Genomic DNA, 22,941 nt, shown 5'->3' on the forward strand with positions numbered 1-22,941 from the left:
CCTCCCGTCAGGCCCCCGGTACAGCTTTGCGGCTCTCAGGCGTCGCGCAGGGCGCGGACGGCCTCCTCGACGCGACGGCCGTAGTCGGCGTCGGCGGCGTGGAAGTGAGCCAGGTTCTTCTCGATGACGTCCTCGAGGGTGACCTGAGACAGGCCGCCGGCGATGTTCGCCACCAGACGCTGCTTCTCGGCCTCCGACATCAGGCGGTAGAGCTCACCGGCCTGGAAGAAGTCGTCGTCCTTGGTGTGGGCCGGGGCGGCGTGGGTGCCCGTGTAGCCGGAGACGGCCGCCGGGGCGCCGAGTGCGAGACCGGTCTCGGCCGGACCCTGGTACGAGTTGGGCTCGTAGTTCTTGTCGTGGCGCGAGCCGTTGCGCAGCGCCATGACGCCGTCGCGGCCGTAGTTCTCCGCCTTCGTCGCCTTCGGGGCGTTGACCGGCAGCTGGGTGTGGTTCACACCGAGGCGGTAGCGCTGGGCGTCGGCGTACGCGAACAGACGGCCCTGGAGCATCTTGTCCGGCGAAGCGGTGATGCCCGGAACGAAGTTGTTCGGGGAGAAGGCGGACTGCTCGACCTCGGCGAAGACGTTGTCCGGGTTGCGGTCGAGGACCAGACGGCCCACGCGCTGCAGCGGGTAGTCCGCGTGCGGCCACACCTTGGTGAGGTCGAACGGGTTGAAGCGGTAGTCCGCGGCCTCGGCGGCGGGCATGATCTGCACGTACAGGGTCCACGAGGGGTTCACACCGCGCTCGATGGCCTGCAGCAGGTCGGTCTGGTGCGAGTTGGCGTCGGAACCGACGATCTCGGCGGCCTGCTCGGACGACAGGCAGCGGATGCCCTGGTTCGTCTTGAAGTGGTACTTGACGAAGAAGGCCTCGCCCGACTCGTTGGTCCACTGGTACGTGTGGGAGCCGTAGCCGTTCATGTGACGGTACGACGCCGGGATACCGCGGTCACCCATCAGCCAGGTGATCTGGTGCGTCGCCTCGGGGGCGTGCGCCCAGAAGTCCCAGACGTTGTCCGGCTCCTGCTTGCCCGTGAAGGGGTCGCGCTTCTGGGAGTGGATGAAGTCGGGGAACTTGATCGGGTCCTTGATGAAGAACACCGGGGTGTTGTTGCCGACGAGGTCGTAGTTGCCCTCTTCGGTGTAGAACTTCAGCGCGAAGCCGCGCGGGTCACGGACGGCGTCCGCGCCACCGAGCGAGTCCGCCACGGTGGAGAACCGCAGGAAGGTCTGGGTCTTCTTGCCGACCGTGTTCAGGAACGCGGCGCTGGTGTACGCGGTGACGTCGTCGGTCACCTCGAAGTAGCCGTACGCGCCGGAACCGCGGGCGTGCACCACGCGCTCCGGGATGCGCTCCCGGTTGAAGCGGGCAAGCTTCTCGATCAGCTGCTGGTCCTGGATCAGCAGGGGGCCACCGACGCCGGCGGTGGCGGAGTTCTGATTGTCGGCGACCGGGGCGCCGGACTCGGTCGTCAGCGTGCGCTTCGACATGGTGACCTTCCGTACGGGTAACTGCTGACGGAAAGTGTCTTCCGCCATGCGGAGCCTAATTTCGGCGTGAACCAACCGTCAACAGTTTGTTGAACAAAGTTGAGGAGAGGTGATCCGGACGGCGTCGGCACTTGGGCGCGACAGGACAGGTGTCAGCACCGACGCCATCCGGAAACTCAGGTCCCCCTGGGGGGAGGGGTGCTCTGGAAGATCAGAGCTGGGCGCCGGAGAGGCGCTCGACCGCACGGAGCAGGGCCGAGTGGTCCAGGCCGCCGTCACCCTGAGCGCGCAGCGAGGCGACCAGCTGGGCGACTACCGCGCCGACCGGCAGGGCCGCACCGACGTTGCGGGCGGCGTCGGTGACGATGCCCATGTCCTTGTGGTGCAGGTCGATCCGGAAACCGGGCTTGAAGTCGCGGTTCAGGAAGTTGTCCTTCTTGCGGGTCAGGACCGTGGAGCCGGCCAGACCGCCGTTGAGGACGTCCAGGGCGGCCTGGAGGTTCACGCCGGACTTCTCGAGGAAGACGACGGCCTCGGCGCACGCCTGGATGTTCACCGCGACGATGAGCTGGTTGGCGGCCTTCACCGTCTGGCCGGAGCCGTGCGGACCGCACAGGACGATGACCTTGCCGAGGGCCTCGAGGATCGGCAGGGCCGCGTCGAAGTCGGCCTGCTCGCCACCCACCATGATCGACAGGACGGCCTCGATGGCGCCGGCCTCGCCGCCGGACACCGGGGCGTCCAGGACGCGGATGCCCTTCTCGGCGGCGTTCTTCGCCAGGTCGACGGAGGTCTGCGGGGTGATCGACGACATGTCGATGATCAGCGCGCCGGACTTGGCGTTCTCCAGGATGCCGTTCTCACCGTAGGAGATGGCCTCGACCTGCGGGGACGCGGGCACCATCGTGATGATGACGTCGGCGTCGGCCACGGCCTCGGCGATCGAGCCGGCCGCGGTACCGCCGGCGGCGGCCAGACGGTCCAGCTTGTCCTGCTCCAGGGTGAAACCGGTGACCGAGTAGCCGGCCTTCAGGAGGTTCTCGGCCATGGGGGAGCCCATGATGCCGAGACCGATCCACGCGATCTTGGGGAGGTTGCTCATGATGAGGGTCCTTCTCTTAATGCTTCGTACGAAAAGTGCGAGAGGTGCCTGGCCGATCGCCCGGACTTTGTCCTCTTACTTGGCGGCGCGGGCCTCGGCCGGCAGCCACTCGAAGGACGCGGCGGCGTCGGCCGCCTTGTACTCCAGGCCCACGTAGCCCTGGTAACCGGCCTTCTTCAGCTGGTCGAGCAGGTCTTCGAGGGGCAGCTCTCCGGTGCCGGGGGCACCGCGTCCGGGCTTGTCGGCGATCTGGACGTGCCCGGTCTTGGCGGCGTACTTTTCGATGACCTCGGAGAGGTCCTCATCGTTCATCGCCAGGTGGTACAGGTCGAGCAGGAACTTGGCGTTGCCGAGGCCGGTGGCCTCGTTCACCTTGTCCACTACCTCGATGCCGGCCGGGGCGCTCACCAGCGGGTAGAGCGGCGACTCGGGCTTGTTGAGGGTCTCGATCAGGAGGATCGCGCCGACGCGGTCCGCGGCCCGGGCCGCGACGACCAGGTTCTTCAGGGCGAGCTCGTCCTGGACGGCCGGGTCCACGCCTTCGACGCGGTTGCCGTACAGGGCGTTCAGCGCCTTGCAGCCGACCGAGGCGGCGAAGTCCGCCGCCACGTTGATGTTGGCGTTGAAGCGCTCCGACTCCTCACCCGGCACCGAGACCGCGCCGCGGTCCGGGCCCGGCAGCTGGCCGGCGTAGAAGTTCAGGCCCACCAGCTGCGTGCCGGCGTCCTCAAGAGCCTTCTTGAGGGCGTCCAGCTCTTCCTGGGCGGGGGTGGGGGTCTCGATCCAGGGCCACCACAGCTCGACCGCCGTGAAGCCCGCCGCGGCGGCGGCCGCGGGGCGCTCCAGGAGCGGGAGTTCCGTGAAGAGGATCGAAAGGTTCACATCGAAGCGCTGGTCCGTGTATCCCATGAGGGGTGTGCGCTCCTTCCGTATTGCGGAAGTTAGTTTCTGCTTGATGGAAGACTGCATGGGCTTGCGCGTGGATGTCAAGTGCGGACTCCCGAAAAATCCTGACCGAGAGGTAGCTTGACCGCGTGCGATTGAGAGTGGAGTTCACGACCGAGCCCTTCGACCTCGAAGAGGCTCCCGCCCATGCCGTGGCCGCCCGCGAGGTCATCCAGAAGGCCCAGCTGGAGGCGGTGGACGTCGGCCCGTTCGGCAACACCGCGGAGGGCGAGGCCGAGCGCGTGCTGGACGCGGTGCGCGCGCTGCTGCGCGACTCCCTGGAGGCCGGCGCCACGCGCGTCTCGCTCCAGGTCAACGTGATCGGGGAGGAGAAGCCATGACCGAGCCCCGCGACCACCCCTTCGTCACCGCGGTCAAACCGCTGATCGACGCCATGGGCGGCGAGCTGATGGATCCGGCCCAGGCCGAGCCCGACGACGTCGTGCTGACGTGGGAAGGTCAGGAGCTGCTGGCCGTGCGCCTGCCCCAGCTCTCGGACTCGCTGGATCACATCCTGGCCGCCCTGGAGCGCCGCCACGGCGTACCGTTGTCGCAGCTCGACCGGAAGTCCAAGCAGGACGTCGTACGCATACTGGAGGCGCGAGGCGCCTTCTCCGTGCGGCACGGTGTGGAAACGGTCGCGGGCGCACTGGGCGTAAGCCGATTCACGGTCTACAACTACCTGAACCGGGAAGCCGGGGCTCAAAAGGGATCCGGTAAAAACAGCCAAACGTGAACGTAATCTCACCCACAGTGACGAGCCGCCGCCCAATTCACCCGGGCGGCGGCTTTTGTGTACGCGAAGTTTCAACAAAGTGTTGACGCCGTGTTGTCCAGGGCGTTAGCTATGCGGAGCCCGTCAAAGCAACAACAGGCCACGGAGGCCTACCGTGACTTCGAGTCCGACCCCGGGTCTCACCCGGTTCAACGCCTTGGATGACAGCGCGGCCACGGCCGAGCTGCACGAGGTGTGCGCCAGTTCGGCATGGGGGAGCAAGATGCTCGCCCAGCGCCCCTTCGCCACTGCCGAGTCCCTGTTCGCCGCGAACGAGGCCGCCATGGCGGAGCTCACCGCGGAGGACCTGGGCGAGGCCATGGGAGGCCACGCGCCGATCGGCCGGCCGAAGCCGGGAGACCCGACCTCCGCCCGCGAGCAGCGCGGCATGGCCGGTGCCTCGGAGGAGCTCAGGAACGAGCTCCTCGAACTGAACCTGGCCTACCAGGAGAAGTTCGGCCACGTCTTCCTCATCTGCGCCACCGGTGCGACCGGTGAGTTCATGAGGGACTCGGTCAAGGTCCGGATCGACAACTCGCCGGAACAGGAGCGAGAGATCGCCCGTGGTGAGCTCGTCAAGATCAACAAGATCCGCCTGACCCGTCTCGTGGAACTCGCAGAAGAAGAAGGAGCGTGAGCATGAGCACCGCAACCACCGCGTCGGTGTCCACGCACATCCTGGACACCAGCATCGGCAAGCCCGCCGAGGGCGTCGCCATCTCCCTGTCGGCCCGCACGGGCCTCGACGGCGAGTGGGCGGCCCTGGGCGGCTCCGCCACCGATGCGGACGGGCGCTGCAAGGACCTGCCGGCCCTGCCGGAGGGCACCACACACGTGCGTCTCGACTTCGAGACCGAGACGTACTTTTCCAAGAAGCAAGCCGCCGAGGCGCAGCAGGACGCCCCCCGCGTAAGGGACAGCGGTACGTTTTTCCCCGAGGTCACCATCACCTTCGCGGTGAACCCGGGCGAGCACTACCACGTACCGCTGCTGCTCAACCCGTTCGGCTACTCCGTTTACCGAGGGAGCTAGCATGGCCACGATTCTGGGCCAGAACCAGTACGGCAAAGCAGAGAACCGCGTAGTCAAGATCACGCGGGACGGCGACACCCACCACATCAAGGACCTGAACGTCTCGGTCGCCCTCTCCGGCGACATGGACGACGTCCACTACAACGGTTCGAACGCCAACTGCCTTCCGACCGACACCACCAAGAACACGGTGTACGCGTTCGCCAAGGAATACGGCATCGAGTCCGCCGAGCAGTTCGGCATCCACCTGGCGCGCTGGTTCGTCACCAGCCAGGAGCCGATCAAGCGCGCGCGCATCCGGATCGAGGAGTACGCCTGGGACCGGATCGCCACGTCCGACGCCAACTCCAAGTTCATCGGCGCCGATGAGGTGAACCACTCCTTCGTCCGCAAGGGCATGGAGACCCGCGTCACCCAGATCACGTACGACGGTCAGAACTGGGAGGTCATTTCCGGCCTCAAGGACCTGGTCGTCATGAACTCCACGAACTCCGAGTTCTGGGGTTACGTGAAGGACAAGTACACGACCCTGCAGGAGGCGTACGACCGCATCCTGGCCACCCAGGTGTCGGGTCGCTGGCGCTTCAACTGGTCGGACGACGAGCAGCGGATGCCCAACTGGGAGAAGTCCTACGCCGAGGTCAAGAAGCACATGCTCCAGGCCTTCGCCGAGACCTACTCCCTCTCGCTGCAGCAGACCCTGTACCAGATGGGTTCGCGCATCATCAACCACCGTTCGGAGATCGACGAGGTCCGCTTCTCGCTCCCGAACAAGCACCACTTCCTGGTCGACCTCGAGCCCTTCGGCCTCAAGAACGACAACGAGGTGTACTTCGCCGCGGACCGCCCGTACGGTCTCATCGAGGCGACGATCCTCCGCGACGGTGTGGATGCCCGCATTCCCGTGGACATGACCAACCTCTAAAGGTCCGGTCGACGCTCGGCACGTGCCGTCCCGGGGCTCCGCAGTGGCCCCGGGACAGCGCGACACTCTCCAATTTCATGATCAAGCTCATGAATCGGCACCCGGCGGCACCATATGGGGCGGCAGTACTGTCAGCTGCCAAGGCCCCCGGCTCCGGCACTCGAATCCCCAGGGTTTTGCCGTGCCCGCACCGCGACGAAAGCACAAGGATGTGTCATGGCGGCTTCCTCCTCGCATGACGGCTCTCCGGAGCGCATCGTCATCGAAAACTGTGCGATTGCAACTGTCGACTCGAATGACACCGAGTACGCCTCGGGCCACGTGGTCATCGCGGGGACCAGGATCGAGTTCGTCGGCGCGGGCGATGCCCCCGAGAACCTCGACAACGTCGTCCGCAGGATCGACGCCGCCGGCCACCTCGTGACCCCCGGTCTGGTCAACACGCACCACCACTTCTACCAGTGGATCACCCGCGGCCTGGCCACCGACCACAACCTGTTCAACTGGCTCGTCGCGCTGTACCCGACGTGGTCGCGCATCGACGAGCAGATGACGTACACGGCCGCGCAGGGCTCCCTCGCCGCGATGGCCAGGGGTGGCGTCACCACTGCCATGGACCACCACTACGTTTACCCCCGGGGCGCCGGCGACCTGTCCGGCTCCATCATCCGCGCCGCCTCCGAGATGGGCGTCCGCCTCACCCTGGCCCGCGGTTCCATGGACCGCGGCGTCAAGGACGGCGGCCTGCCCCCGGACCACGCCGTGGAGACCCTGGAGGGCGCGCTCGCCGACACCGAGGCGACGGTCAAGAAGCACCACGACGCCTCCTTCGACTCGATGACCCAGGTCGCCGTCGCGCCGTGCTCCCCCTTCTCGGTCTCCACCGAGCTGCTGAAGCAGAGTGCCGAGCTGGCCCGCCGCCTGGGTGTGCGCATGCACACGCACGGGTCCGAGACCGTCGAGGAGGAGCAGTTCTGCAAGGAACTGTTCGGCATGGGCCCCACCGACTACTTCGAGTCGACCGGCTGGCTCGGCGAGGACGTGTGGATGGCGCACAGCGTCCACATGAACGACTCCGACATCGCCGCGTTCGCCCGTACCAGGACCGGTGTCGCACACTGCCCGTCCTCCAACGCCCGTCTGGCCGCCGGCGTCGCCCGCGTCCCGGACATGCTCGCCGCCGGTGTCCCGGTCGGCCTCGGCGTCGACGGCACGGCCTCCAACGAGTCCGGTGAGCTGCACACCGAGCTGCGCAACGCCCTCCTGATCAACCGCCTGAACCCGGTCCACCGCGAGCACGCCCTGAACGCGCGCCAGGCCCTGCGCCTGGGTACGTACGGTGGCGCCCAGGTCCTCGGCCGCGCCGACAGCATCGGCTCGCTGGAGGCCGGCAAGTGCGCCGACCTGGTGCTGTGGAACCTGAGCACGTTCCTGCACTCCTCGATCGCCGACCCGGTGACCGCGCTGGTCTTCGGCGCGGCCGCCCCGGTGACGGCCTCGTTCGTGGGCGGGAAGCAGATCGTGGAGAACAACCGACTCCTCTTCGCCGACGAGGACGCCATCGCCGTGTCCACGCGGGAAGAGGCCCAGCGCCTCGCGCGGATTTCCGCGCAGGCCTGAACCCACGGAGTCCGGCCGGGGGGGACGGCCCCCGGCCGGCCGCCGCGGACCCGAGCGGGGTCCGCGGCAGCCGTTCCCGGGAGCGCCCGAGGTTTCCTCGGGCGCCCCTGGGGGCGGTGAACCATTGCCTACCCGGCAGACATCACAAGGCGTCGCCACCTGGCTCCGCCATGCGCGAAAACAGCCGCAGAACCGTTTGGGCGAACCGTTCTGCCGTCGTTTCCGCACCCCTTGGGACAAGCATTCGCACCACCACAACTGCATACAGGCTCGACTCGCACCGCTTTCGCACCACCTCCCTGAACCCATGTCGTCGCCGGCGACGTGTCTAAACAACGACCGGAGGAAGCTGTGGCCCTGCCGCCCAGGTTTCGCAAAGACGCAGTCGCAGTACCGGAGGGCTCCGGGGGAAAACACCCGGTGGACGAGACCCTTCCCCCGCTGAAGATGTTCACCAGCGGGCTCCAGCACGTCGCCGCCATGTACGCCGGTGTCGTCGCCCCGCCCATGATCGTCGGACCCGCCGTCGGCCTCTCGGCCACCGAGACCGCCTTCCTGATGGGCGCGTCCCTCTTCACCGCGGGCCTCGCGACCCTCCTCCAGACCCTCGGGTTCTGGAAGATCGGAGCCAAGCTCCCCTTCGTCAACGGCGTCTCCTTCGCCGGTGTCACCCCCATGATCGCGATAGGCAAGGGGGAGGGGGACAACGCGATCCCCGTCATCTTCGGCGCGATCATCGTCGCCGGTGTCATCGGATTCTTCGCCGCTCCCTACTTCGGCAAGCTCGTCCGCTTCTTCCCGCCGGTCGTCACCGGCACCGTCATCACCCTGATCGGCGTCTCGCTCCTGCCCGTCGCCTTCAACTGGTCGCAGGGCGGGAACCGCACCGCCGCCGACTACGGTTCGATGAAGAACATCGGCATGGCCGCGCTCACCCTGGTGATCGTCCTGCTGATGCGCAAGTTCCTGCGCGGCTTCCTCCAGCAGATCTCCATCCTGCTCGGCCTGGTCGCCGGCACGCTCATCGCGCTCCCGCTCGGCATGACCAGTTTCGACGCCGTCAAGAACGCCTCGGTCGTCGGTTTCCCGACCCCCTTCCACTTCGGCGCCCCGCAGTTCCAGGTCGCCGCGATCATCTCGATGTGCATCGTCATGCTCGTCTGCATGACCGAGTCCACCGCGGACATCCTCGCCCTCGGTAAGATCGTCGGCCGTCCGGCGGACTCGAAGACCATCGAGGGGGGCCTGCGGGCCGACACCCTCGGCAGCGCGCTCAGCCCGCTGTTCAACGGGTTCATGTGCAGCGCCTTCGCGCAGAACATCGGACTCGTCGCCATGACCAAGGTGCGCAGCCGGTTCGTCGTCGCCGCCGGCGGCGGGATCCTGATCCTGCTCGGCCTCTGTCCGATGGCCGCCTCGGTCATCGGCGTGGTCCCGCTGCCCGTCCTCGGCGGAGCCGGCATCGTCCTCTTCGGATCGGTCGCCGCCAGCGGGATCCAGACCCTGGCCGGGGCCGCCATGGAGAAGGGCGAGAACGCCCTGATCGTCGCCGCCTCCGTGGGCATCGGCCTGATCCCGATCGCCGCGCCGAACTTCTACCACGCCTTCCCGAAGGACCTCCTCGTCGTCCTCGACTCCGGCATCAGCACCGGCTGCGTCGTGGCGATCCTGCTCAACCTGGCCTTCAACCACCTCGGTGCCAAGAAGGACGCGGCCGTGTCCTCCGGCCCGGAACCGGTGCCCGTGCACTGACGCGGCCTGCGGGAGCCGTCCTTCCCGGCCCCGCCGCTCCGTACGGCGGTGCGTACGCCACCCACTGCGGGTGTGGCGTGCGCACCGCCGTACGCGTGCCCGGCCGTTCCGCGCCCCCGGCCGTACGCGTGCCCGGCCGGTTCGCGTGCGGTCGCGTGCGGTCCGGGACAGCACGGCGCACCGTGGGCCCGGGGCGCCGCGGTGTCCGGGCCCCGTACGCCCCCTCAGCCCACCGCGGGGGAGCCCGGCGCCGGCTCCGCCCAGATGTCCGGCGGGACCGTCCGGATCCGGCGGCCCTCGTGGTCCAGTTCCTGCGCCTCGCACTTGCGCACGTACAACGACACCGCCGAGTCCGTGATCCGCAGCCCCGGCAGCCGCCGGGCGAGGTCGGAGGTGTAGCGAGCGAGGTCCTCCAGCGTGCGCAGCCGCACGCTGATCATGAAGTTCCAGCGCCCGCTCACGGACGTGCACATCCGGGTCTCGCGCAGGCCCGCGGCCGCCGCCGCGCAGTCCGCCACCTCGTACTCGGCCACCTCGGCCCACACCGTCGCCGCGACCGGCCAGCCCGACAGCCCCGACGCGAGCGCGCTGCTGAAGCGCAGGCTCTGCCCCGCCTCCAGCCGGGCCAGACGCCTGCGCAGCGTCGACTCGCTCATCTCGAACTCCCTGGCCAGCGAGGCCACGCTGCGCCGGGCGTCCGCGGCCAGGGCCAGGACGAGCGGCCGTTCCTCCACCGCCATCGAGGCCGCGGCCGAAGGCCCCGCCGACACCGGCGGGCCCGGCGGACGGCGGCTCCGGCCGGTCCGCCCGGTCAGCCGGTCGCTCTGCGCCGGGGTCAGCTGGTCCAGGCGCCAGCGGTCGGGGGCGTAGTGCACGGCCGTGACCACCGAGGACCGGGTGGAGACGACGCCGGGGATCAGCTGCACCCGGAAGGACAGGTAGCGGTACAGCGCTTGCAGGTCCGGCACCGCCACGAAGACCAGCAGGTCACGGCCGCCCGTGAGGTGCTCCACGCCCAAGGCGTGCGGGTCGCCGGAGAGCGCGGCGCCCACCGTCGGCGAGGTGCCCGCCGTGCAGGTGACCTCCACCCAGGCCATCCGGGGCGGCGTGCTGCCCGTGCGCAGCCCGATCCCGCTGATCCATGCCTCGCCGGACTCGGTCAGCCGCTCCCAGCGGCGCGCCAGGGTGTCCGGACGGGCGCCCAGTACCGGTCCCAGCCGCTCCCAGCTCGCGCGCGGAGCGAGCTGCAGTGCGTGGACGAGCGCACGGTCCAGGTCATCCGTGGCGGAAATGGCCGAATTCATCACCCTCACCTGGTGGATCTCCCGGTAGCCGTTCGGTCATCCGGACTTCCGGCCGATCATCTCTCTTTCCGCATTCAACAGCGCACCGGGGTCGGGGGAGCCGGGTTCAGGACATCGGGGGAGGATCTGTGGGGGAGGCCGGCTCGGGCATGCGCCAGACGGTGCCCGCGGAGCTGTCCAGCTTCATCGGCCGGGAACGGGAGCTGGCCGCCGTCGCGAAACTCCTCGCGGCCGAACGCCTGGTCACCCTCACCGGCCCCGCCGGGATCGGCAAGACCCGGCTCGCCGTGCGCACCGTACGCTCCCTGGCCAGCAGCGACGGCATCGACGCGGGCTGGGCCGACCTGGCCCGGCTGGAGCCGCACCGGCTGCCGGAGCTGGAGGCCGGGCTGCTCGCCGCGCTCGCGGGGCGCGAGGCGCTGCTGGTGCTCGACGGCTGCGAACAGCTCGGCGGGCGGGCCGGCGGCCTGGCCGCGCGGCTGCTCGCGGAGCTCCCCGGGGTGCGGATTCTGGCCACGTCGCAGCGGCGCCTGTGGCTGCGGGAGGAGGCCGAGGCCGCCGTGCCGCCGCTGTCGCTGCCGGCCGCGCCCGCGGCGGCGGACGGGCCCGCGGGGCCGCCGCCGGTGGCCGGGATCGCCGGGTACGCGGCCGTCCGGCTCTTCGTGGAACGGGCCCGGGGCGCCGACCCGTTCTTCGAGCTGACCGAACGCAACGCGGGGGCCGTCCTCGCCCTGTGCCGGGCCCTCGACGGGATTCCGGGCGCGCTGGAGCTCGCCGCCGGACGCTCTCACCAGTACGCCCCCGGCCAGGCGCTGCGCCGGCTGGCCGCGGATCCGCTGACCTTCCTCGCGGGCGGCGCGGGACGGGGTACTCGGGTCGACGCCGAGCGCTCGTACCGGCTGGCGCCGCCCGCCGAACGGCTGGTGCGCGAGCGGCTGTCCGTCTTCGCCGGTTCCTTCGACCTGGCGGCGGCCGCGGAGGTGTGCGGCTTCGGTGTGCTCACCCGGGAGGGCGCCGCCGAGGTGCTGCGGGACCTCGTCCCCGGCCTGCTCGCCGACGGCGGCCCGGGCCCGGGCCGCTACCGGCTGCCGCTGTCCGTACGGGCCCACGCGGCCCGGCGGCTCGCGCACGGCCCGGCAGGGGAGGGGACGACGGCCGCCCGGCGCCACCACGAGCGCTGCCGGGTGCTCGCGGAGCGGGCGGCGCAGCTGTGGCGGCAGGGGGCGCAGGGGGAGGCGCGGGCACTGGCCCTGCGGGAACTGCCGGAGCTGCGGGCGGCGATGAACCCGCTGTCCGCGACCGGCCCGGCCGCCGCCCTGGAGATCGCCGTGTCACTGTGGTTCCTGTGGTCGGCATGCGGGCTGACGGAGGAGGGCCGGCGCCACGTGGAACGCGCCCTCGCCCTGCACCCGGCGCCGCGGCCGGCCCGCGCGCTGTGGTTGGCCGCGTGGCTGGTGGCGAGCCTGGGCGAGGCGTCCGCGGCGGACCCGCTGCTGGTCGAGGCGTGGAGCGCGGCCGTACAGGAGGGGGAGGACACCTGCCTGGCCTACCTCGCGCACGTGCGGGGCACGGTCGCGCTGTGGGAGGAGCGGTACGAGGACGCCGCCGGGGAGTTCCTGGAGGGGCTGGAACTGCTGCCGGAGGAACCGGAGTTCGGCCCCGGCCGGGAGGCGCTGCGAGCCGCGCACGCGATGGCCCTCGCCCACACCGACCCCGCGTCGGTCCCGACCGAGGACGGCCCGCCCGGGCCGCCGCCCGGTGCCCCCATCACCGGCCCACCATCCGTCCCACCGCCGGGCCCGCCCTCCGACCCACCGCCGGGCCCGCCGCCCGGGCTGCCGTCTGGCCCCCCGTCGGGGCCGCTCCCTGGGCTGCAGTCCGGCCCGCTGTTGGGGCCGCTGCCCGGGCTGCCGTCCGGCGGGCCGTCGGGCCCGCTGCCCGGCCCGTCTTCCGGCCCGCTCGCCGGGCCGCCCCACGGCGCCGCCGGCGGTTGGTCGGCCGGCTTTGCGGCCGGGGCGTTCGCCGGGGCGCCGGGGGGTTACGGCGATCCGTGGGCGCGGGCCTGGGGGGACTTCGCCCGCGCGACCGTCCACCGCCACGAGGGCCGGCGGGCCGCGGCGCGGGCCGCGCTGCTGCGCACCCTGGCGACCCTGATCGCCCTCGGCGACGGCGTCGGCCAGGCCTTCGCGGCGGAGGTGTTCGCGGAACTGGAGGCGGAGCGGGGGCGATACCTGGAAGCCGCGCGGCTGCTCGGCTGCGTCTCGCGCACCCGCCCGGCCGCCGCGCCCGTCCCCCGCGCCGAACGGGTCCTGCGTGCCCGCCTCTCCCCGGAGGCTTTCCGCGCAGCCCTCCGCGAGGGCGCCGGCACCCCGCTGCACCGCCTGCTCCCGGAACTCTGATGGGCCTCAGGGCGTCCAGAGCATCAGATTGCTCATCAGTTCGGCCTGTTCCACGGCGTCGTCGAGCGCGTGGTGCGTGTGCCGCCGCGAGGAGTGCAGCTCGCGCGGCATCCGGCCCTTGACCGCGGCCCGCAGCGGCACCCGCGCCTTCGTCGCGTACAGGGTCTTCATGTCCAGGCAGCCGGAGTGCCCGAAGGGGCTGTCCCCGCCGAACCGGATCAGGTACCAGTACAGGAAGGTCCAGTCGAAGGACGCCGGATAGCCGCACATCACCGGCTGCGCCCCCGCCTCCGCCGACACCTCACGCACCCAGGCGCGGAACGCGTCCATCGTGGCCGCCGGGTCCTCGCCCTCGCGGACGAGCCGGTCGCGGTCCAGCCCGCTGACGGCGAGCGCCTCGGGCACGTACGCGTCGCTGACCGGCCGCAGCTCCCGGTAGAAGGTCCGCCGCTCGGGGTCGGCGGCCGTATACGTTTCGCCGTCCTGCCGGCCGGCGACCGCGGCTCCGAAGCTGATCATCGAATACGGTCCGGGAATGGGTCCGTCGGCCTCGATGTCGACGGAGATGTACAGGCTGGGACGTGCGCTGCGGACTGCCATGCGCGAGAGCATGCCAGCCGCGCCCCGCGCGATCACCCCCATTTCCCGGTCGACGGCCCCGGGGTCCGGGAGGAGACTGGGAGGAGGGGTGCGCGGCGGACCGAGGGAGAGACCCATGTTCGAGGACACCAAGGCGTTCAGCGGCTTCTCCGTCGACGACCTGGGCCGGGCCAAGGAGTTCTACGCGGGCACGCTCGGGCTCCGCGTCACCGAGGACGAGCCGCGGATGCCGCTCCTGACGCTGCACTTCGCCGGCGGCACGAAGGTGATGGTCTACGCGAAGGACGACCACGAGCCCGCCACCTTCACCGTCCTCAACTTCCCCGTGGCCGACGTCGAGAAGGCGGTCGACGAACTCACCGCGAAGGGCGTCCGCTTCGAGCGCTACGACGGCTTCGAGGCCGACGCCAAGGGCATCGTCCGCCAGGAGGACGGGCCCGCCGCCATCGCCTGGTTCAAGGACCCGGCGGGCAACATCCTGTCCGTGCTCAGCGAGTCCATGTAGCGGCGGGTCCGGTGAGGAAGCGGGTCCCGTGAAGAAGCGGGTCCGGTGAAGAGGCGGGGCCGCGGCCGCCGGACCGCGGCCCCGCCGGACCGCTACGGGGCCGGGGTCAGGTACATCCCCGTCTCGTCCCCGCCCGCGGTGTTCTTGCAGCCGACGGCGGAGGCGGCGGGCTGGGCGAGGGCCAGGGCGAGGCAGCGGCCGGCCGCCAACTGGCCGTAGTAGTTGGGGTGCATGGACTCCTGCACCAGGCCCTGGGTCTCACTGCTGTCGATCCAGCGCGCCCACTCGCTCGTCCTCGCCGACGCCGGCACCGTCGAGCTCACCAGCTTGCTGGCCTTGGCGCACACCTCGCGCCCCTGGAGCATGTCCCGCAGGTCCAGGAACTGCACGCCCTTGGCCGCGGCGACCCCCTTGATGCGGTTCGCGATCTGCGGCACGAGGGAGTCCCGCGCCCAGTCCGAGTCCCGGTTCCAGAAGGGGCAGCCGCCGCTGTTGAGCCGGCTCCAGTCGCTCTGCGGGTAGCGGTTCTCGGCGCCGCGCGGGATCGGCGACGGGTAGGACTGCAACACGATCCGGTACGAGGAGTCGGCGTACCCGGCAGCCCGCATCACGGCCCGGATCTCGTCCACGGACTTGCCCACGCCCGCCATCGCCGCGTCGATCTTCCCGTCCACCACGGCCTGCTGGTCGTCGTAGCAGTAGGAGTACCAGAGGCTGAAGTCGAGCGCGCACTCCTTGATGATGTCGGCGAAGCCCAGGTCGTTCCCGCCGATGGACAGCGCGATCACCTTGACGTCGTTGCTCGCGGCCACCGCGGCCAGCTGATCGGCCTGCGGGGCCTCGCCCTTGAACGCCACGCCGCCGTTGGCCGCCCGGAACACGTTCTGCGAGACGGCCCCCGAGCAGGCGAGGTTCACCGCCACGTCGGCTACCGCACCCGCGCTGCGCACCTCGGCGGAGTCCGACCGGTGGCAGCCGCCCGCGGTGGTCCCGTACACCTTGGCGGGGTCGTACGTGCTGCCGCTGATCCACGCCCGGTCGGTGCCGTTGCGGCTGCCGGTGTTGGTGAGGCTGTTGCCCTTCCAGCGGCCGGCCTCGCCCGAGATGTAGCTGTCGCCCATGGACACCACGGCGGTGGGGCCGCTCCCGGTGCTCGCGACGGAGGTCCCGGCGCCGCCTGCCAGCAGCGCCCCGACGGCGAGCGGCAGAACCATCCCGGCCCCGGCCGCCCGTCGCACCCGACGGCGGTCCCGGTCCTTGCTTGCGGTGCGGAATCCGATCACTGCGGAACTCCTGCGTTCGGCCATGCCGAAGTCGGCTACGACTCCGTCGCGTGGCTGTGAAGTGGGGGTACCGCCGGCCGGTGGCAACGGAAAGGTGCCACGGGCGCGCTTGTTACCGCTAGGTACAGGGAAGTTACGAACAAGTAACGACCGACCGGTCGTTCGGCCCGCCCTCACCCCCCTCCCACCACCGGCCCCACGTCCCGCACCGTGCGCGCGTACGGAAACGGCTCCGCCCCCGCTGCCGTGGGGCGGCGGGGGCGGAGCCGTTCACGCGCGGCTGCTGTGCGAGTGTCAGCCGGCGAGCTGGTCGTACGCGGGGAGGGTCAGGAAGTCCGCGTAGTCCGCGTCCAGGGAGACCTGGAGGAAGAGGTCGTGGGCCTGCTGCCACTTGCCGGAGGCGAAGGCGTCCTCGCCGACCTCCGAGCGGATGGCGGCCAGTTCCTCGGTCGCGATCTTGCGGGTCAGGTCGGCCGTGGCCGTCTCGCCGTTCTCGAAGACGACGCCCGCGTTGATCCACTGCCAGACCTGCGAGCGCGAGATCTCCGCGGTGGCCGCGTCCTCCATCAGGCCGAAGATGCCGACGGCGCCGAGGCCGCGCAGCCACGCCTCGATGTAGCGGATGCCGACCTGGACCGCGTTGCGCAGACCCTCGTAAGTGGGCTTCGCGTCCAGGGAGTCGATCGCGATGAGCTCGCCCGGGGCGACCGAGACGTCCTCGCGCAGGCGGTCCTTCTGGTTCGGCTTCTCGCCGAGCACGGCGTCGAAGGAGGCCATCGCGATCGGGACCAGGTCCGGGTGGGCGACCCAGGAGCCGTCGAAGCCGTCGCCCGCCTCGCGGTCCTTGTCCGCCTTGACCTTCGCGAAGGCGATCTTGTTGACCTCGGCGTCCTTGCGGGACGGGATGAAGGCTGCCATGCCGCCGATGGCGTGCGCGCCGCGCTTGTGGCAGGTGCGCACGAGCAGCTCGGTGTACGCACGCATGAACGGGGCCGTCATCGTCACCGCGTTGCGGTCCGGCAGGACGAACTTCTCCCCGCCGTCACGGAAGTTCTTGACGATGGAGAAGAGGTAGTCCCAGCGGCCGGCGTTCAGGCCCGCCGCGTGGTCGCGCAGCTCGTAGAGGATCTCCTCCATCTCGTACGCGGCGGTGATCGTCTCGATGAGGACGGTCGCGCGGACGGTGCCCTGCGGGATGCCGACGTAGTCCTGGGCGAAGACGAAGATCTCGTTCCAGAGGCGCGCCTCCAGGTGCGACTCCGTCTTCGGCAGGTAGAAGTACGGGCCCTTGCCGAGGTCGATCAGGCGCTGCGCGTTGTGGAAGAAGTACAGGCCGAAGTCGACCAGCGAGCCGGAGGCCGGGGCGCCCTCGAACTGGAGGTGGCGCTCCTGGAGGTGCCAGCCGCGCGGGCGCATGACGACGGTCGCCAGCTCGGCGGCGGGCTTGAGAGCGTACGCCTTGCCGGTGCGGGCGTCGGTGAAGTCGATGCGGCGCTCGTAGGCGTCGATCAGGTTGAGCTGGCCGAGGACGACGTTCTCCCAGGTGGGGGCGGAGGCGTCCTCGAAGTCGGCGAGCCAGACCTTGGCGCCCGAGTTCAGGGCGTTGATGGTCATCTTGCGGTCCGTCGGACCGGTGATCTCCACGCGGCGGTCGTTCAGCGCGGCCGGGGCCGGGGCGACCTTCCAGTCTCCCTCGCGGACCTGTGCGGTGTCCGGGAGGAAGTCGAGGGTGGAGGTCCGGGCGATCTCGGCGCGGCGCTCGGCGCGGCGGGCCAGGAGCTCGGCGCGGCGGGGGGCGAACCGCCGGTGGAGCTCCGCCACGAAGGCGAGGGCCGCCTCGGTCAGGACCTCGTCCTGCCGGGGCAGGGGCTCGGCATCGACGATGGCCAGCGGGGACGGCGCTGGTGCGGACATATCTGTCACTCCTTCAGCGGCGGTGCCTGGCGGCCGCGGGGGAATGCTCGCGCTGGACGGCACGCAGTGTCGTCGGGTGTGGAGAGTTCCGGTATACGGTCGCGGGCGCCGAATGTGGTTCAGGGCGCTTCTGACCAGTGGATAGTAATTTCCTCATGGTGGAAGTTCAATGGTTTGTTGATGTCGAGATTCTCTGAGTCGACAGATTCCGCATCCTCGTGGCCCTCAGTGCCATCACCGTCACACGGTGCTCAGGAGAGACGGGCCAGGTCGGGCGGCGTGTCGATGTCGAAGGCCTCCGCGACGTCCCCGCACTCCACCAGGACGAGCTCCCCGGCGTGTCGCGCGAGGTGCGCCCGCGCACCCTTGTCGCCCGTCGCCGTGGCCGCGACGTCCGCCCACCGCCGCGCGCCGAACAGCACCGGATGGCCGCGCTCCCCGTCGTACGCCGCGGCGGCCAGGCTCGCCGGGGAGCGGTACGCCTCCCGGACCCGGGACACGGCGGCCGGGCCGATCCCCGGCTGGTCCACCAGCGAGACCAGGGCGGCGCTCGCGCCCGTACCGGCCAGCGAGGCGAGGCCGGCCCGCAGGGAGGAACCCATGCCCTGCGCCCAGTCGGGGTTGTCCACGACCGTGCAGCCGGCCAGGTCCGCCCGCTCGCGGACCTCGGCGGCCGAGGCGCCGAGCACCACGTGCACCGGGCCGCAGCCCGCCTCGCGCAGCACCCGTACGGCGTTCTCGACCAGCGGGCGGCCGCGGTAGGGGAGCAGCGCCTTGGGACGGCCGCCCAGCCGCCGCCCGCCGCCGGCCGCCAGGAGCAGGCCCGCGATCAGCGGGGGACCGGTGCGGGCAGGGGGGCCGAGGTCTGTGGCGGTGTCAACCGGCATGTCTCCGATTCTCGCTCCTCGGGCGACGCCCGGCGGCGCTTCAGGACACCCAGGACACCCAGTACGGAGGCCAGCGCGGCGCGGGGGCGCAGCGGCTCGGAGATCCGGTTCTCGGCGGAGGCCAGCAGGGCGCGCTCGTCACGGTCGGTCAGCATCTCGGCTTCTCCTTGCCAATCGGGGGCCAATACGGCGAGTCTGGACCTCGATTGGCCTGGTCGGCAGAGCCAATCAGGGGAGGTTGGCATGGCAAACGGGCGAGTCGTCCACACAGCGGACAGGATCATCGGCAGCCGCCAGCTCGCGGCGCTGCTCCCCGCGGAGGTCCTGGCCCGCCCCGGCTACCGGTCCCTCGCCGACGCGATCCGCACCCTGATCCTCGACGGCCGCGTCGCCCTCCACGTACGTCTGCCCGCCGAGCGCGAGCTCGCCGAAGCCGTCGGCGCCAGCCGGGCCACCGTCACCGGCGCCTACGACCTGCTGCGCGGGAGCGGCTACGTCCGCAGCCGCCGCGGCGCCGGCACCTGGACCGAGCTCCCCGACGGCCACCGGCCCGTCGGGGCCCACGCCCTCGTCGGCGCCGGCGGCTACCAGGCCGACGGCGATCCCGGCATCGACCTGGCCATCGCCGCCATGGGCGCCCCCGAGGGCAGCCTCGCCGAGGCCTTCGCCCGGGCCGCCCCGAGGCTGCCCGAGCTCAGCCGCACGCCCGGTTACCACCCCTTCGGCCTGCCCGACCTGCGCGCCGCCGTCGCCGACCGGTTCACCCGGCGCGGACTGCCCACGCGCCCCGAGCAGATCCTGGTCACGGCCGGTGCCCAGCAGGCCTTCGCGCTCGTCGTCAGCCTGCTGTGCCGACCCGGGGACCGGGTCGTCACCGAGAACCCGACCTACGCCAACGCCCTCGACGCCCTGCGCCACGCGCGGGTGCGCACCGGCTCCATAGCCGTCTCCGACGCGGGCTGGGACATGGACATCGCCGAGTCCACCCTGCGCCAGACGGTGCCGCGGCTCGCGTACGCCGTCCCCGACTTCCACAACCCGACGGGCAGCCTCATGCCGCCGGAGCAGCGGCTGCGGCTGCTCGCGGCGACCCGGTCCACCGGCACGTGGCTGGTGGTCGACGAGACCATCGCCGACATCGCCCTGGACGTCCCCGCGCCCGCGCCGCTGGCCTCACTGGCCGCCCGCGGCGGCGCCGAGCACGTGATCACCATCGGCTCGCTGAGCAAGACGCACTGGGGCGGGCTGCGGGTCGGCTGGATCCGGGCCGGCGCGAAGATGATCACCGAGCTGACGGCCGTACGGGTCTCGGCGGACATGACCGGCTCGGTCCTCGACCAGCTCGTGGCTCTCCCGCTCCTCGACGACCTCGACCGGACCCTGCCCGCGCGTCTCGCACAGCTGCGGATCCAGCGCGAGGCCCTCGTACGGTCCCTCCAGCGGCACACCCCCGAATGGTCCTGGCGGCTCCCGCCGGGCGGGCTCTCGCTCTGGGTGGACCTGGGGGAGCCGGTCAGTTCCGCCCTGGCCGAGCGGGCCGCGGCGGCCGGGGTCCACATCGGCCGGGGTGCCCGCTTCGGCGTCGACCCGGGCACCTTCGAACACCGGCTCCGCATCCCGTACACCCTGCCCGCCGACCGCCTGGACGAGGGCGTCCGCCGCCTCGCGGCGGCCTTCCACGACGGCGTCCCCCTGGCCCCCGCGGTGGAACGGCCGCACTGGGTGGCGTAGAGGGTGTCGCGAAGGTCCCGCACGGCGCCCACGGCGCCCGGCACGCACTCCCGCCGCACCCCCTGGCCGCGGCGCTCAGGTACGGGGCCGGAAGTACGCGTTCGCCGCCGGGCGGAACATCAGGACCACGGCGGTGAGCACGGCCGCCACGTGCACGGCGCGGCTCGCGCCGAACACCCGGTCGAGGGCGCCCGCCTGCGACAGAGCCGCCGCGACCGAACCGCCGTCGGCGAGGTACCCGAGCGGCTGCACCACCATCGAGGCCGTACCGAGCACCCCGAGGCCGACCGTGAGGGCGATCCGGGCCCATCGGGCACCGTCCCGCATCCGCCGCGCGACGAGCACGGCGACGGTGAAGACGGTCAGCCGCACGGCCAGGCCCACGCCGATCTCCCCGGCGGAGGCGGTCCCGTCGGCCACCATCCGGCCGATTGCGAGGGCGGTCTCGAAGGCTCCGGCGGCCACGGCCGTGAGCCAGAGCGTGTAGGCGGTGCGGATCGGCGCCGGCGCCGCGGGAGCGGGGGTGAGCCGGTGAGGCGTGACCTTGCGTGTGGCGGACATCGGGACCGTCGCTTTCCTGCCGCTGCTCCGGGGTGTGCTTCGAACACCTCGAATCCTGACGGCGCCCCGCGGCCCGTACCCGCCTGCTGCCCGGTGCATCCGACCTGGGGCCCGCCCCCGTACCGAGCCCTGTTACGAGCTCCGCGCAGCGGCTGCGGCTACGGCGTGCGGATGAGCCGGCGGGTCGCGGCGGCGGCCACCGCCGAGGTGCGGGAGTCCACGCCGAGCTTGGCGTAGATGTGCACCAGGTGGGACTTGACCGTGGCCTGGCTCAGGAACAGCTTCTTCGAGATCTGCTGGTTCGACAGTCCGTCCGCGACCAGCTGGAGCACCTCGAGCTCCCGCTTGGTCAGCGCCTCCGCCGGAGTCCGCATCCGGTCCATCAGCCGCAGCGCCACCGCCGGGGCCAGCGCCGACTGCCCCGCGGCGGCCGTGCGGACGGCCGCCGCCAGCTCCTCCGGCGGCGCGTCCTTGAGCAGGTAGCCCGAGGCGCCCGCCTCCACCGCCGCCAGGATGTCCGCGTCCGTGTCGTACGTGGTCAGCACCAGCACCCGCGGGGCGCCCGGGCGGGCCGTGATCAGGGCCGTCGCCGCGGAGCCGTGCATGCCCGGTCCGAACTGGAGGTCCATCAGGACCACGTCCACCGCCTCGGCGGCCGCCAGTTCCACGGCCCGCTCGGCGGTCGCGGCCTCGGCCACCACGGCGAAGTCCGGTTCGGTGTCCAGCACCGCGCGCAGCCCGGCCCGGACCACCGGGTGGTCGTCGGCGAGCAGCAGCCGGATCGTCATCGGGACGCCTCCAGGGGCAACGGCAGGGTGACGGCCACGGCGGTGCCCTGGCCCGGATCGGACTCCACGGTGAACAGCCCGCCCAGGGACTCGGCGCGCGAGCGCATCGCGGGCAGCCCGAAGCCCCCGTCGCCCGAGGCCGACGCGGCCGAGGAGGGGTCGAAACCCCGCCCGTCGTCGACGATGTCCAGCGTCACCGAGGCGTCCATGAAGGTCAGCGTGATCTCGGCGCGGCCGGCCCGCGCGTGCCGCACCACATTGGCCAGCGCCGACTGGGCGATCCGCAGCAGGGCCACCTCGTACGGGGTCGGCAGCTCGCGGGGGCTGCCGCTCAGCGAGAACCGCACCCGGGGCCCGGGAGCCCCCGCGCACAGCCGCTCCAGTGCGGCGGCGAGCGACCCGTGCTCCAGGTCGGGCGGGGTGAGGGCCCGTACGAAGCGGCGCGCCTCGGCGAGGTTCTCCTGCGCGGCCTCCCGCGCCCGGGCGATGTGCGCGAGTGCCGCCGCCTGAGCTGCGGAGACCTCGGCCCCGCTGCCGGCCGTGGTGGCCCCGGCCCCGCTGCCGGCCGCCGCGGTCCGGGCCCGGGCCGTTTCCACGGCAGACGGGGCCGGGCGCGCACCGCCCGCCGGAGCCTCGGAGAGGGCCCGCTCCGCCGCCCGCAGCAGCAGCTGGATGGAGGACAGGCCCTGCGCGAGGGTGTCGTGGATCTCCCGGGCGAGCCGCTCCCGCTCGGCCATGATCCCGGCGCCCCGCTCGGCCGCGGCCAGCTCGGCCCGGGTCGCGATGAGCTCCTCGATCAGCTCCCGGCGCCGCTCGCTCTCCCGGTACAGCGCCTGGTAGCCCAGTACGGTCGCCACCGCCACCGCGCCGCCCAGCAGCGGCCCCAGGAAGGCCCCGGGGGTCACCGCGCCGCTGTGCCCGAGGAAACCGGCGATGGCCGCGCAGGCGGTCACCGCGACGGCCGTGACGCCCCAGCGCAGCGGCAGCAGGTGCAGCTCCAGGAAGTACAGCGGGAAGGCGATCCACAGCCCGTCGGGCGAGACCACGAGCAGCGCCGCCCAGGCGGCGGCCAGCGCCGCCAGCCACACCGCCGCCGCACGCGGCGAGCGGTGCACCGAGGGGGCCCGTACGCCGGCCACGTAGACGGCGGCCAGCAGCGCGCAGGCGGCGACCACCCACCCGGCCCCGGGCGCGGAGTCGGCGACGGCCCGCCCGGCGGCCAGTGCGAGCAGCCCGAAGAGCAGCGCGTGCAGGCACAGCCGCAGGACGCGGGAGACGGGGGTGAGGGGGCGCGGTGCGGGGGGATTCTGAACAACCATGGCCCG

22 protein-coding genes are annotated in these 22,941 nt (G+C 71.7%); 10 read left to right on the forward strand and 12 right to left on the reverse strand.

What is annotated here, in order from left to right:
• Positions 1 to 35: 35 nt before the first annotated feature.
• The 3 genes from ACZ6Y1_RS06675 to ACZ6Y1_RS06685 form a co-directional block, all read right to left on the reverse strand.
• Positions 36 to 1,493 carry a catalase gene (locus tag ACZ6Y1_RS06675; protein WP_469624861.1) on the reverse strand — a complete coding sequence of 486 codons (1,458 nt, stop codon included), beginning with the start codon at positions 1,491 to 1,493 and terminating at the stop codon, positions 36 to 38.
• A 211-nt stretch (positions 1,494 to 1,704) separates the two neighbouring features.
• Complete coding sequence (locus tag ACZ6Y1_RS06680; RefSeq protein ID WP_469624019.1) at positions 1,705 to 2,595, reverse strand: 2-hydroxy-3-oxopropionate reductase; 891 nt, start codon at positions 2,593 to 2,595, stop codon at positions 1,705 to 1,707.
• A gap of 75 nt (positions 2,596 to 2,670) precedes the next feature.
• Positions 2,671 to 3,504 (reverse strand): TIM barrel protein, encoded by an 834-nt coding sequence (locus ACZ6Y1_RS06685; protein WP_469624022.1) that lies wholly within the window; start codon positions 3,502 to 3,504, stop codon positions 2,671 to 2,673.
• Positions 3,505 to 3,629: 125 nt separating this feature from the next.
• Between ACZ6Y1_RS06685 and ACZ6Y1_RS06690 the strand changes: the two genes are divergently transcribed.
• The 7 genes from ACZ6Y1_RS06690 (at position 3,630) to ACZ6Y1_RS06720 (ending at position 9,644) form a co-directional block, all read left to right on the forward strand.
• Positions 3,630 to 3,881 (forward strand): thiamine-binding protein, encoded by a 252-nt coding sequence (locus tag ACZ6Y1_RS06690; RefSeq protein WP_384592791.1) that lies wholly within the window; start codon positions 3,630 to 3,632, stop codon positions 3,879 to 3,881.
• Positions 3,878 to 4,276 (forward strand): helix-turn-helix domain-containing protein, encoded by a 399-nt coding sequence (locus tag ACZ6Y1_RS06695; protein WP_469624025.1) that lies wholly within the window; start codon positions 3,878 to 3,880, stop codon positions 4,274 to 4,276. The genes ACZ6Y1_RS06690 and ACZ6Y1_RS06695 overlap by 4 nt, the downstream gene beginning before the upstream one ends.
• A gap of 154 nt (positions 4,277 to 4,430) precedes the next feature.
• On the forward strand, positions 4,431 to 4,952 hold the full coding sequence (gene uraD, locus ACZ6Y1_RS06700) for a 2-oxo-4-hydroxy-4-carboxy-5-ureidoimidazoline decarboxylase (RefSeq protein ID WP_469624029.1): 522 nt from the start codon (positions 4,431 to 4,433) through the stop codon (positions 4,950 to 4,952).
• A 2-nt stretch (positions 4,953 to 4,954) separates the two neighbouring features.
• Positions 4,955 to 5,347: a hydroxyisourate hydrolase gene (gene uraH, locus ACZ6Y1_RS06705; protein ID WP_469624031.1), complete on the forward strand. Its 393-nt coding sequence runs from the start codon at positions 4,955 to 4,957 to the stop codon at positions 5,345 to 5,347.
• A gap of 1 nt (position 5,348) precedes the next feature.
• Positions 5,349 to 6,272 (forward strand): factor-independent urate hydroxylase, encoded by a 924-nt coding sequence (gene pucL, locus ACZ6Y1_RS06710; RefSeq protein WP_469624035.1) that lies wholly within the window; start codon positions 5,349 to 5,351, stop codon positions 6,270 to 6,272.
• Between the two features lie 216 nt (positions 6,273 to 6,488).
• Positions 6,489 to 7,892 carry an 8-oxoguanine deaminase gene (locus tag ACZ6Y1_RS06715; protein ID WP_469624037.1) on the forward strand — a complete coding sequence of 468 codons (1,404 nt, stop codon included), beginning with the start codon at positions 6,489 to 6,491 and terminating at the stop codon, positions 7,890 to 7,892.
• Between the two features lie 351 nt (positions 7,893 to 8,243).
• Positions 8,244 to 9,644: a nucleobase:cation symporter-2 family protein gene (locus ACZ6Y1_RS06720; protein WP_469624040.1), complete on the forward strand. Its 1,401-nt coding sequence runs from the start codon at positions 8,244 to 8,246 to the stop codon at positions 9,642 to 9,644.
• A 224-nt stretch (positions 9,645 to 9,868) separates the two neighbouring features.
• Here the strand turns inward: ACZ6Y1_RS06720 and ACZ6Y1_RS06725 are convergent, their stop codons facing one another.
• The gene (locus ACZ6Y1_RS06725) at positions 9,869 to 10,948 is read right to left on the reverse strand and encodes an Lrp/AsnC family transcriptional regulator (protein ID WP_469624043.1); all 1,080 of its coding nucleotides are present in this window, start codon (positions 10,946 to 10,948) and stop codon (positions 9,869 to 9,871) included.
• 149 nt (positions 10,949 to 11,097) lie between these two features.
• Between ACZ6Y1_RS06725 and ACZ6Y1_RS06730 the strand changes: the two genes are divergently transcribed.
• Positions 11,098 to 13,347: an ATP-binding protein gene (locus tag ACZ6Y1_RS06730; RefSeq protein WP_469624047.1), complete on the forward strand. Its 2,250-nt coding sequence runs from the start codon at positions 11,098 to 11,100 to the stop codon at positions 13,345 to 13,347.
• 6 nt (positions 13,348 to 13,353) lie between these two features.
• On the opposite strand, the gene ACZ6Y1_RS06735 is transcribed toward ACZ6Y1_RS06730, so the two are convergent.
• Complete coding sequence (locus ACZ6Y1_RS06735; protein ID WP_469624050.1) at positions 13,354 to 13,947, reverse strand: 3'-5' exonuclease; 594 nt, start codon at positions 13,945 to 13,947, stop codon at positions 13,354 to 13,356.
• A gap of 115 nt (positions 13,948 to 14,062) precedes the next feature.
• Between ACZ6Y1_RS06735 and ACZ6Y1_RS06740 the strand changes: the two genes are divergently transcribed.
• Entirely contained in the window at positions 14,063 to 14,452 is a 390-nt protein-coding gene (locus ACZ6Y1_RS06740) for a VOC family protein (protein ID WP_469624054.1), read from the forward strand.
• Between the two features lie 92 nt (positions 14,453 to 14,544).
• Here ACZ6Y1_RS06740 and ACZ6Y1_RS06745 read toward each other — a convergent pair whose 3' ends face one another.
• From ACZ6Y1_RS06745 to ACZ6Y1_RS06760, 4 genes are all read right to left on the reverse strand, one after another.
• A complete protein-coding gene (locus ACZ6Y1_RS06745; RefSeq protein ID WP_469624863.1) occupies positions 14,545 to 15,666 on the reverse strand; it encodes a GDSL-type esterase/lipase family protein in 1,122 nt (373 codons plus the stop codon).
• Positions 15,667 to 16,029: 363 nt separating this feature from the next.
• Positions 16,030 to 17,649, reverse strand: a complete 1,620-nt coding sequence (aceB, locus tag ACZ6Y1_RS06750) for a malate synthase A (protein ID WP_469624056.1) — start codon at positions 17,647 to 17,649, stop codon at positions 16,030 to 16,032.
• A 251-nt stretch (positions 17,650 to 17,900) separates the two neighbouring features.
• Positions 17,901 to 18,536 carry a nucleotidyltransferase family protein gene (locus ACZ6Y1_RS06755; RefSeq protein WP_469624059.1) on the reverse strand — a complete coding sequence of 212 codons (636 nt, stop codon included), beginning with the start codon at positions 18,534 to 18,536 and terminating at the stop codon, positions 17,901 to 17,903.
• Complete coding sequence (locus tag ACZ6Y1_RS06760; RefSeq protein ID WP_469624062.1) at positions 18,479 to 18,691, reverse strand: hypothetical protein; 213 nt, start codon at positions 18,689 to 18,691, stop codon at positions 18,479 to 18,481. The genes ACZ6Y1_RS06755 and ACZ6Y1_RS06760 overlap by 58 nt, the downstream gene beginning before the upstream one ends.
• Before the next feature lie 88 nt (positions 18,692 to 18,779).
• Between ACZ6Y1_RS06760 and yczR the strand changes: the two genes are divergently transcribed.
• Positions 18,780 to 20,267, forward strand: a complete 1,488-nt coding sequence (yczR, locus tag ACZ6Y1_RS06765) for a MocR-like transcription factor YczR (RefSeq protein ID WP_469624065.1) — start codon at positions 18,780 to 18,782, stop codon at positions 20,265 to 20,267.
• Positions 20,268 to 20,342: 75 nt separating this feature from the next.
• Here the strand turns inward: yczR and ACZ6Y1_RS06770 are convergent, their stop codons facing one another.
• The 3 genes from ACZ6Y1_RS06770 to ACZ6Y1_RS06780 form a co-directional block, all read right to left on the reverse strand.
• Entirely contained in the window at positions 20,343 to 20,828 is a 486-nt protein-coding gene (locus ACZ6Y1_RS06770) for a hypothetical protein (protein WP_469624070.1), read from the reverse strand.
• 158 nt (positions 20,829 to 20,986) lie between these two features.
• Complete coding sequence (locus tag ACZ6Y1_RS06775) at positions 20,987 to 21,616, reverse strand: response regulator (protein ID WP_469624073.1); 630 nt, start codon at positions 21,614 to 21,616, stop codon at positions 20,987 to 20,989.
• Positions 21,613 to 22,935, reverse strand: coding sequence for a sensor histidine kinase (locus ACZ6Y1_RS06780; protein WP_469624078.1), 1,323 nt, complete (start codon positions 22,933 to 22,935; stop codon positions 21,613 to 21,615). The genes ACZ6Y1_RS06775 and ACZ6Y1_RS06780 overlap by 4 nt, the downstream gene beginning before the upstream one ends.
• Between the last annotated feature and the right edge of the window lie 6 nt (positions 22,936 to 22,941).

The organism is Streptomyces sp. NPDC053432 (genome assembly GCF_055585365.1).